The 9,189-nt window shown below is 64.1% G+C and carries 9 protein-coding genes and 4 pseudogenes; 9 read left to right on the forward strand and 4 right to left on the reverse strand.

All coding sequences use genetic code 11. The features are described 5' to 3' along the window. Positions 1–68: 68 nt before the first annotated feature. A pseudogene (locus DSP71_RS11630) lies at positions 69–844 on the forward strand (IS5 family transposase); the annotation flags it as partial. Positions 845–868: 24 nt separating this feature from the next. Here DSP71_RS11630 and DSP71_RS11635 read toward each other — a convergent pair. Next, positions 869–1,693 carry a LuxR C-terminal-related transcriptional regulator gene (locus DSP71_RS11635; RefSeq protein WP_257022182.1) on the reverse strand — a complete coding sequence of 275 codons (825 nt, stop codon included), beginning with the start codon at positions 1,691–1,693 and terminating at the stop codon, positions 869–871. 100 nt (positions 1,694–1,793) lie between these two features. Between DSP71_RS11635 and hxlB the strand changes: the two genes are divergently transcribed. Both hxlB and hxlA read left to right on the forward strand, forming a co-directional pair. Then, positions 1,794–2,372, forward strand: a complete 579-nt coding sequence (gene hxlB, locus DSP71_RS11640) for a 6-phospho-3-hexuloisomerase (protein WP_113681161.1) — start codon at positions 1,794–1,796, stop codon at positions 2,370–2,372. A 28-nt stretch (positions 2,373–2,400) separates the two neighbouring features. Further along, on the forward strand, positions 2,401–3,024 hold the full coding sequence (hxlA, locus tag DSP71_RS11645; protein ID WP_113681162.1) for a 3-hexulose-6-phosphate synthase: 624 nt from the start codon (positions 2,401–2,403) through the stop codon (positions 3,022–3,024). Between the two features lie 8 nt (positions 3,025–3,032). Here hxlA and DSP71_RS11650 read toward each other — a convergent pair. Continuing rightward, positions 3,033–3,185: pseudogene (locus DSP71_RS11650) on the reverse strand (IS5/IS1182 family transposase); the annotation flags it as partial. Between the two features lie 404 nt (positions 3,186–3,589). On the opposite strand from DSP71_RS11650, the gene catC reads away from it, so the two are divergent. Both catC and DSP71_RS11665 read left to right on the forward strand, forming a co-directional pair. Next, the gene (gene catC / locus DSP71_RS11660; protein ID WP_113681163.1) at positions 3,590–3,868 is read left to right on the forward strand and encodes a muconolactone Delta-isomerase; all 279 of its coding nucleotides are present in this window, start codon (positions 3,590–3,592) and stop codon (positions 3,866–3,868) included. Between the two features lie 318 nt (positions 3,869–4,186). After that, a protein-coding gene (locus DSP71_RS11665; RefSeq protein WP_113681164.1) for an IS3 family transposase occupies positions 4,187–5,400 on the forward strand; the annotation gives its coding sequence in 2 pieces (ribosomal slippage) (positions 4,187–4,496 and positions 4,496–5,400; 1,215 coding nt in all). A gap of 27 nt (positions 5,401–5,427) precedes the next feature. On the opposite strand, the pseudogene DSP71_RS11670 reads toward DSP71_RS11665, so the two are convergent. Then, a pseudogene (locus DSP71_RS11670) lies at positions 5,428–5,850 on the reverse strand (histidine kinase); the annotation flags it as partial. Positions 5,851–6,058: 208 nt separating this feature from the next. Here DSP71_RS11670 and DSP71_RS11675 point away from each other — a divergent pair. The 4 genes and pseudogenes from DSP71_RS11675 to DSP71_RS11690 all read left to right on the forward strand — a co-directional run bounded on the left by DSP71_RS11675 (position 6,059) and on the right by DSP71_RS11690 (position 8,710). Continuing rightward, positions 6,059–6,592: a DUF488 family protein gene (locus DSP71_RS11675; protein ID WP_258546395.1), complete on the forward strand. Its 534-nt coding sequence runs from the start codon at positions 6,059–6,061 to the stop codon at positions 6,590–6,592. 61 nt (positions 6,593–6,653) lie between these two features. Further along, positions 6,654–6,968, forward strand: coding sequence for a hypothetical protein (locus DSP71_RS11680; RefSeq protein WP_113681166.1), 315 nt, complete (start codon positions 6,654–6,656; stop codon positions 6,966–6,968). Between the two features lie 342 nt (positions 6,969–7,310). Continuing rightward, positions 7,311–7,660 (forward strand): annotated as a pseudogene (locus tag DSP71_RS11685) (transposase); the annotation flags it as partial. A gap of 333 nt (positions 7,661–7,993) precedes the next feature. Beyond that, positions 7,994–8,710 (forward strand): TetR/AcrR family transcriptional regulator C-terminal domain-containing protein, encoded by a 717-nt coding sequence (locus tag DSP71_RS11690; protein WP_179516251.1) that lies wholly within the window; start codon positions 7,994–7,996, stop codon positions 8,708–8,710. Positions 8,711–8,787: 77 nt separating this feature from the next. Here DSP71_RS11690 and DSP71_RS23665 read toward each other — a convergent pair. After that, a partial coding sequence (locus DSP71_RS23665) for a YihY/virulence factor BrkB family protein (RefSeq protein ID WP_258546396.1) occupies positions 8,788–9,189 on the reverse strand: 402 nt, incomplete at its 5' end.

Raw genomic sequence — 9,189 nt, forward strand, 5'->3', positions numbered from 1 at the left:
CGTCGCAACATGGGCCAGACCAAAGCGACATCCCTGGGCCAAATCAGAGTGACAGAGTCACGAGCCTGATGGTCGAGGGCATCGTCTACCGGTATCGGTGCGGGATCTGCCGGACGTGTTGGGGCCGTGGCAGACCGTGTGGACCTGGCATCACCGCATGGCCACGGAAGGCACGTGGGACAAGGTGCTCGCGGCGCTGACTGCCGCCGCGGACGAGGCGGGGCTGGTGGATTGGTCGCTGTCGGTGGATTCCACGATCGTTCGTGCGGATCAGCACGCGACGAACACGAAGCGCCTGACAGGGGGCTGGATCGAATTACACGAATCCGGGCGTCGAGCCGCGTGATCACGCGGTCGGCCGCTCCCGCGGCGGCCTGTCGACGAAGATCCACCAGCTCGTCGATGGCAACGGCCTCCCGCTGGTCGCGTTGCTGACAGTGGGGCAGGCCGGCGACTCGCCGATGTTCCTGCCGCTGATGGGGCACCTGCGTGTCGCTCGTCCCGTCGGCCGCCCCCGCCCCGACCCGACGCGGTCCGCGGCGACAAGGCGTACTCATCCCGCGCGATCCGCGGGCACCTGCGCGCCCGCGGCATCAAGGCCGTGATCCCCGAACCGTCCGACCAGTAAGGCCACCGCAAGCGCCGCCGGTCACGCGGCGGACGACCCGTCGGGTGTGATGCCGCCGATTACAAGGGCCGCAGCGTCATCGAGCGCCGCTACTGCCACCTCCAGCAATGGCGTGGACTCGCCACCCGCTACGACAAGCATGCGATCGTCTATCGCGCCGCAGTGATCCTCAACGCCGTCATCGCCTGGACCCGGCAATTGTCAGACACGCCCTAGACCACGGGTGACCGCTGGTGAAAATCATCTCGACGTTGCAACAAGCTGCGCCCGATTGCGCGCGCCGACCTTCCGGAGAAGGTTCGACACATGGAACTTCACCGTGTTGACGGAGATGAGGAGCTCTTCCGCGATTTCGGCATTGCGCGCTCCCGATGCGAGAAGCCGTAACACATCTCGTTCGCGCATGGAGAGTTGTGAGAATTCCGGAAGTGGCTCGGGTTCCGCCGGCGGATCGAGGGGGAGCCGGATGTCGACTGAGGACCCCCAGCCGGGTGTTGAGGAGACCGCAATCGCGCCGTCGAGGGCTGTGACGCGTTCGACGATTGGGCGGATCGAGTCGTCGTGTGCGGAAAGTTCGCCGGCCCCGTCATCTCGGATGCCGATCAGGAGATTTAGGCCGTCGCAGTCCCACTGGATGCGCACCCGCCGAGCCTCGCTGCGATCCGCGAATGCGAGCACCGAGCTGCGGACGATGGCGCGCGCCGCGTGCGCGACCTCTCCTGGGAGTGCACGACCGGTCGCGGGCGGCTCAACGAACTGCACGTCGAGATCGCCGAACCGGACGAGGGGGAGCAGGTCGCTCTGCAGTCGGGCGAACGCACCGACGACGGGTTCGAGGATGCTGCTGCGTTCCTGATCGGTAACAGCGCGCAGCCCGATCAAGGCGCTCGTTGCCGCCTCGATCGCCATGTTGCGTGCTGCGCGGTCATCGAGGCGGGGCGATCGCAGAAGCGCGAGCATAGATTCGAGCGTGATTGCGTGCCGGTCAGCATGTTCGGCGACGATTCGGGCGTGGTCGGCGACATGCTGACGTGACGCGGGCGACGCCAGTTCGGTGAGGTCCATGGTGACAACCTACCCACTCAGGTAGGCCCATTCTTACGGGTAGGTGGGCCTGCTCCTTTGCGGGGGAGCCAACGCGACCGTCGGCTGTGATGATAGGGCGATGGATGTCCTCGAAATCGGTGTGGGTAACTCGCTCAGCCGCATCGCCCGCGAACTCGAACTCACCACCGACAGACTGATCGCTCGCGACCGGGCGGGATTGGCGGAGCTCGCGGACATCGTCGACGCTGCTCCGCGAGTCTTCGTGCTGGGTGCAGGCCGATCGGGGCTCGCGCTGCGAATGACCGCGATGCGACTCATGCATCTTGGCCTGGCCGTCCACGTCGTCGGGGAGGTCACCGCTCCTGCGATCGAACCAGGTGACTTGCTCCTCGCTGCCAGCGGTTCCGGAACGACGGGCGGCATCGTGCGCGCGGCACAGACTGCCGTCGATGCTGGCGCCCGGGTGGCGGCTGTTACAACAGTCCCAGACTCTCCGCTCGCAACGCTGGCAGCCGTCACGGTAGTCGTGCCGGCTGCCGGCAAGCTTGATCGCTCTGAAGCGGCATCTGAGCAGTATGCCGGCAGTCTCTTCGAGCAATTGGTCGTTGTCCTCGGCGACGCGCTTTTCCACACACTCTGGCGCCGCTCCGGCTTGACCGCTGATGAGCTCTGGCCTCGCCACGCAAATCTCGAATGATTCAAACCACTGCACGAAAGGAATCCAAATGAAACTGCAGTTTGCCATGGACACCCTCTCCACCGAGGCCGCCCTCGAACTCGCTGCTGCCGCCGCGCCGCACGTTGACATCCTCGAGCTCGGTACCCCGCTTATCAAGAGTGCTGGCCTTTCGGCGATCACCGCGATCAAGAAGGCCCACCCCGACAAGGTCGTCTTCGCCGACCTCAAGACGATGGATGCCGGCGAGCTCGAGGCTGATATTGCCTTCACTGCGGGTGCCGATCTCGTGACGGTCCTCGGTAGCGCCGGTGACAGCACGATTGCCGGTGCTGTGAAGGCGGCGAAGAAGCACGGTAAGGGCGTTGTGGTCGATCTCATCGGCGTGAGCGACAAGGCGAAGCGTGCGAAAGAGGTCGTTGCACTTGGAGCAGAGTTCGTCGAAATGCACGCGGGCCTCGACGAGCAGGCCGAAGAGGGTTTCACCTTTGCCACCCTGCTCGAGGACGGCAAAGCTTCGGGCGTGCCGTTCTCAGTCGCAGGCGGCATCAATAGCTCGACGATCGCTTCGGTGCAGGAATCTGGTGCGCAGGTGGCTGTGGCGGGAGGCGCGATCTACGGCGCTCCCGATGTCGGTGCTGCCGCCGCGGGACTCCGTGCAGCCATTGTCTGACGACCCTGGGGCGTGTCTGACAATTGCCGGGTCCAGGCGGTGACGGCGTTGAGGATCACTGCGGCGCGATAGACGATCGCATGCTTGTCGTAGCGGGTGGCGAGTCCACGCCATTGCTGGAGGTGGCAGTAGCGGCGCTCGATGACGTTACGGCCCTTGTAGTCGGTGTCGCGCGTCAGACTTAGTGGCAGGGGTTGTTAGTTGCTGAGGCAATGCCCCTACTGGAAGGTCTAAGAACTATGAGTCGTCCCCCGGTGATCCCGGCGGAGAAGAAGATCCGCATTGTGTTGAGAGTGCTTCAGGGTGAGATCTCGATCGCGGAAGCCGCGCGTCGGGAGAAGGTGTCAGCTACTGATTCCCAGGAGGCAGGTCGCCTGCGTCGCGGGTGGTGCAGGAGCGATTCTGTGGAGAACAGCAGTAGGAGGGGCCCGGATTGGGCCCCTCTTACTGCTGTTAATAGTTCTTGCTGGCGGATCCGACGCTGTGGCCGCCACGCTTCAACCAACCACTACGTGCACCGTCCCGGCCGCCGATATCTGACGCGCCAACACCCAAGGAGAATCACATGAAGTACATGGTCCAGATGACTGTTACCCCGCCCAAAGACATGGATCCGCAGGAGTGGCAGGAAATCCTGCGCCGTGAGAAGGAGTACGGCCAGGAGTTCATGAAGAACGGTAAGTTCCAGCACATCTGGCGGATTGTGGGCGAATTCGCCAACGTCAGCATTTTCGACGTCGAATCTAATGACGAACTGCACACCATCCTCGCCGGATTCCCGCTCTTCCCCTACATGGACATGAACGTCACGGCCCTAGCCAAGCATCCCTCTGCCCTCAACTGATCACAGCAGAGCTGTGCGTCGCTGACGGCGGGAACCTGGTCACCGGGTTCAATCGCCAGGGTGTGGGTGTCACGGGCATTCAATTCACCCGACGCAGACAGCCTCCGCACTTTTCGACGCCGAACACCGACGTTCATTGGGCGATGCGGCCATTCGAGGACTTCGCGGCATGGGTTGTGTCCGGCAGAGTGGTGTATCGGTAGCTCGGTGAGCGTGTCGCCTGGGATGGCGACGGTCACCGCGTGATCTTTGGCGCTTGACCCCTGATCTTGGACTCGCTGATTCCAGCACGATGCTGGGGAAGCGAGAATCCAAGGGATGGCTAGGAAGAACTACACGGACGAGTTCCGGCAGCGGGCGGTGGACTTGTATGAGTTCACGCCGGGTGCGACGCTCAAGGGCATCGCCGGGGATCTCGGGATCTCTCGGGGTGCGCTGAAAGAGTGGGTCGACAAGTTCGGCTCCGGGGTCACGGTTGCCGCTGCGTCGCCGCCGGGGGCGACGGGGCGACCGGAGTCGCAGGCGGCGAAGGTCCTCCGGTTGGAGGCCGAGCTCGCGGCCTCGCAGGCCGAGGCCCGCAAGCTCGAGACGGAGCGGGACATCCTCCGTCAGGCGGCGAAGTATTTCGCCGGGGAGACGAACTGGTGAACCGCTTCCAGTTTGTTGAGGATCACAAGGACGCCTACGGCGTGAAGCGGTTGTGTGAGGTCGTCGAGGTCGCCCGCTCGTCGTTCTACGCCTGGCTGGACTCCGCCGGGCGGCGAGCCGCGAAGGCGACAGACGACGCGGTGTTGGCGGCGCGGATCCGGGTGCTGCAAGACCCCGCTCAGGGCGGCGACCGCGCCTACGGGGCACCCAGGATCACCGCCGACCTCAACGACGGTGTGCCCGTGGCGGAGCGGGTGAATCACAAGCGCGTCGCGCGGGTAATGCGTGAGCACCGTCTCGCGGGGATCCGGTTGCGACGACGGGTGAAGACCACGATCGCGGACCAGTCCGCCAGGCGCTTCCCCGACCTGATCGGACGGGACTTCTCCGTCGGCGACCCCGGCCGCCGCTACGTGGGCGACATCACCTACCTGCCTATCGCTGACGGCACGAACCTCTACCTCGCGTCCTGCATCGATCTCGGCTCCCGGAAGCTCGCGGGCTGGCAAGTCGCCGACCACATGCGCACCGAACTCATCGAGGACGCCCTCCGTGCCGCGCACCGCGACCGCGGGTCGCTGGTCGGCGCGATCTTCCACTCCGACCACGGCAGCGTCTACACCTCGAAGGCCTACGCCGCGCTCTGCGAGCAGCTGGGCGTGACCCAGTCCACGGGCGCGGTCGGCACGAGTGCCGACAACTCACTCGCGGAAAGCTTCAACGCCACGCTCAAGCGCGAACTCCCGGACCAGGCCACCGCCTACCGGGCCGTGTTCCGGTGGGCGAACCGCTACAACACTCGCCGGCGCCACTCCGCGATCGGCAACATCAGCCCGAACGCCTACGAAGCCGCGCGCTCCGCTACGCTCGCGGAAGCGGCATAATCGAACCGACACCGTGTCCACGATCAAGGGCCAAGGTCCGTCCGCGGCTTCAGCGGCGTGAAGCAGCATTTGGATGCTGGAGAGTCCTTGCGCGACGGTGTCGTGGATTTCACGCGCGAGACGTGCACGCTCGGTGAGGACGCCTTGCTGGCGTTCGGTCGCGGCAAGCCGGTCACGGGTGGCGAGCAGTTCGGCAACAAGTGCTTCCCGCTCGACGGCATCACGGGCGAGTGCACGGTAGCCGAGACCGATGAGGAGCGCCACGCCGGCGCCAACGAGGGGACCGATCACACCGCCGACGGTGAAGCCGCCATGCAGCCCGAGGGCGAGAACCGCGATCAGCGTCGCGATGATCACGGCGGCAGGCCCGACGATTCGGGGTAGGACGTGCAGGTAGAGAAAGAACAGCGGGAACACCAGGTACGCCGCTTCCGGCACCAGCACGAGCAGGTTCGGGATCCTCGTCGGGGAGGTCGCAGCTGTCGATCAAGGAAAAGCGAGCGGCCAAGCGCGAAAAGCGCGAACCCGACGTCTTCCTCAAGCCGCGCAAGGGAGCGAGCCGCTGATCGGCTGACCGGGGGACCCCTTGGGTGCGAGGAGTTCCCCGGTCGCAACCGACCGCTCGCAACCGTTCAGGAGCAGGATGCAACCCTCGACAGTGTTCACCATCGGTCACTCCACACACCCGATCGAGGAGTTCATAGCGCTGCTCGAAAACAACGGCGTGCAACAACTCATCGATGTGCGGACGGTTCCCGGCTCCCGACATAACCCGCAATTCGGCGCGCAGGCGCTTGAGGAAAGCCTGACGGACGCAGGCCTGCACTATGCGCGGATGGAAGAACTCGGCGGTCTCCGCCACACCCCAGTGAATGTGGAGAGCATCAACGGCGCCTGGCGCAACAAAAGCTTCCGAAGCTACGCCGACTACATGCAAACCGAGCCCTTCGCGCGTGGAATAGACCGTCTGATCGATCGAGCAAAAGAGAAGACTGTGGCGATCATGTGCGCGGAAGCGGTCCCGTGGCGCTGCCACCGGTCTCTCATCGCGGATGCGCTGCTCGTTCGCCACATTTCTGTGGAGGACATCATGAGCGCCACCTCCACCAAACCTCACACACTCACGTCGTTCGCGTCGGTGGACGGGCAGCGGGTCTGGTACCCGCCCACTCACCTGGAAGGGCAACCGTAGGCATAGCGAGCCTCTCGCCGATGTGACCGAGTTGTCATTCCGAGAATGGATGTCGTCCACCATGGGCACACTGCACTACGGCGGGTCGGAAGCGCCGATCCACATCGAGGAGCGTGCCCTCGCACACCTCAAAGTGATCGTCGCCACCAAGCTCCGCCGCAACGAGTCCTTCATCCTGTCCTGGCGTCATCCGGAAGGGGACCCTGAAGGGCGTAGCACCGTCTGGTTACACCCGTCGATCCCACTGCAATTCACCTTCGATGAGCTCGAACCCCCGCAACTCAACCTGCAATGGCTCCACGCGCTGATGGAGTCAGCCAACAGCTCCGGAGGCATCACGTTCCTCGAGGAAGTCCTGGAAGCACCCACAGGATGACCCTCACTCGAGTGGGAACGATACTACGTGGTCCAGCCTTGAGTATTGCGAGTCGAAAACTCTCGAGCCGAGGGAGCAGCCCTCTCGAAACGATGAGTTCCCCAAAACCGAGGCTCCGAGAGGGCTCGTCACAGAAACGTGACATCGCCTCGTTGCGTGTGGCGTAGCGCCCCAGACGCTCCGCAAGTAGCCCCAGCTACTAACCAAACGTTACCATCCATGTCCCCCAAAAGGTGGGCATGGTGGCTTAACTGCAGCGGCGCGGCGTTTGCTACAGGCAACTTACCGCAGTGACTCGCCCCGGTGTGTCCGGAGACAGGATTCCTTGGAAGGATCTGTCTTATGGGACGTCCCAGTAAGTATCCGCGCGAGCTTCGTGAGCGCGCTGTCCGTATGGTCGCCGAGGTGCGATCCGATTATCCGAGCGAGTATGCCGCGATGACTGCGGTCGCGCAGATGCTCGGGATCGGGTCGCCGGAAACGATCCGCACCTGGATCCGCCGGGAGCAGGTCGACGCGGGCGACCGGCCCGGTGTGACGACTGACGCGACAGTGGAGATCAAGCGCCTCAAGCGGGAGAACGCCGAGTTGCGGCGGGCGAACGAGATCTTGAAGGCGGCTTCGGCTTTCTTCGCGGCCGAACTCGACCGGCCACACAAGCGATAGTCGACTTCATCGACGAACACAAGGACCGCTGTCCAAGCAGCGGATGCAGGAATTGGCGCGATCATTCGCGATCGAATCAAGACGATTGGCCCGGCAGCGACTGCCCTCGCGAACCTTGCAGCTCTTCTCTGGCTTCTGCTGCTGTAGCGACCGCGCCGACCCCAAGATCCGTGCACCGAAGTCAGCTCGACGTAGGGAATCCCCTACATATCTGGGGTGACGAGTGAGGTCAGCAACCCGCTCACAAGTCCGGGCAGATATCGCCCTCCTGCCGTGAAGCGGGGTTAACGTGGGCGTATGCCGGTCTCATCCGCAGTCACACGCAGCGGGTCACTTGAGCCGACGGGAAGAGATGCGTTATGTCGAAGGAACTGAGCAAGAAACGCTCACGGTCAGCAGCTGGCCGCCTGAGCCGTGAACTCATCGTCGAGACGGCGTTGGAACAGATTGACCGTTCGGGCGCCCAGGGGTTGTCGATGCGCTCCCTCGCCCAAGAGTTGGGTGTCGAGGCAATGTCCCTATACCGATACGTGCATGGGCGAGAGGATCTCCTGGAGGGTGTGATCGCTCTGCTCCTCGGCAGGCTGACCTCAAACCTGGATGACGAGCTAGCCGAGCATTGGCAAGGGTTCCTGCAGGATGTTGCCCACAAGGTGCGGCAGATCGCGATCGATCATCCTCACGCGTTCCCTCTGGTCGCTACACGGCATCCTGCCGCTCCGTGGCTGCGTCCTCCGTTGCGCAGTGTCGAGGTCGTGGACATGTTCCTCCGCACCCTTCTGGGTCATGGCTTCACCGACGCTCAAGCGGTCGACGCGTACCGCGCGTTCAGCAGCTTTCTGCTCGGCCAGCTCCTCCTGGAGTCCGCGGTGCGCGGGGCCGAAACCGGTCCTGTGGAAGAGCCCCTGGATGAAGGGGACGCGGACATCCCCGAGCGCGACGGCCAGGTCGGTTTGCACGATGCACCGGAGGTGCGGAGGTTGCGGTCCTTGCTCAGCGAGGACCGCTCCGATGAGGAATTCGAGGTGTCGCTCGAGGTTCTTCTCGACCGCCTCAACCGAGACATGACCCAATAGCCCTGCGGCTCCACGAGTGCGGTCGCATCTTCCGCCTCCGCGCCGCGGGTCCGGTGATGGGTTACTGTTTTCCGGGCTCACCCTGATCCGTGTCGTGGGGCGTCCGCGTCGTTCGAGTCCGCTTGTTCGCGGAGCTGGCGGCCCTGCTCAATGTCCTTCTGTTCCTTCTCGGCGGCCTTATCGCTCTTGCGGGTGTCGCGGGGAGGGAGCTGGATGTCCTCCTCCGCAGCGATTCCGGCCTGCAGCTGGCGTCCGCGCTCGAGCTCGGCGTCGAATTCCGCACCAAAGAGCAGCGCAAGATTCGCGATCCACAGCCAGAGCAGGAAGATGATGATGCCGGCGAGAGAGCCGTAGGTGCGGTCGTAGTTGGAAAAGTTCCCGACGTAGAATCCGAATGCGAGCGTGGCCAGAGCGAGGACGATGATCGCGAGGAGGGCGCCGATGCTGATCCACCGGAACTTGGGCTGCTTCGCGTTCGG

Source organism: Microbacterium sp. H6, from assembly GCF_003314775.1.
Classification (GTDB): Bacteria; Actinomycetota; Actinomycetes; order Actinomycetales; family Microbacteriaceae; genus Microbacterium; species Microbacterium oxydans.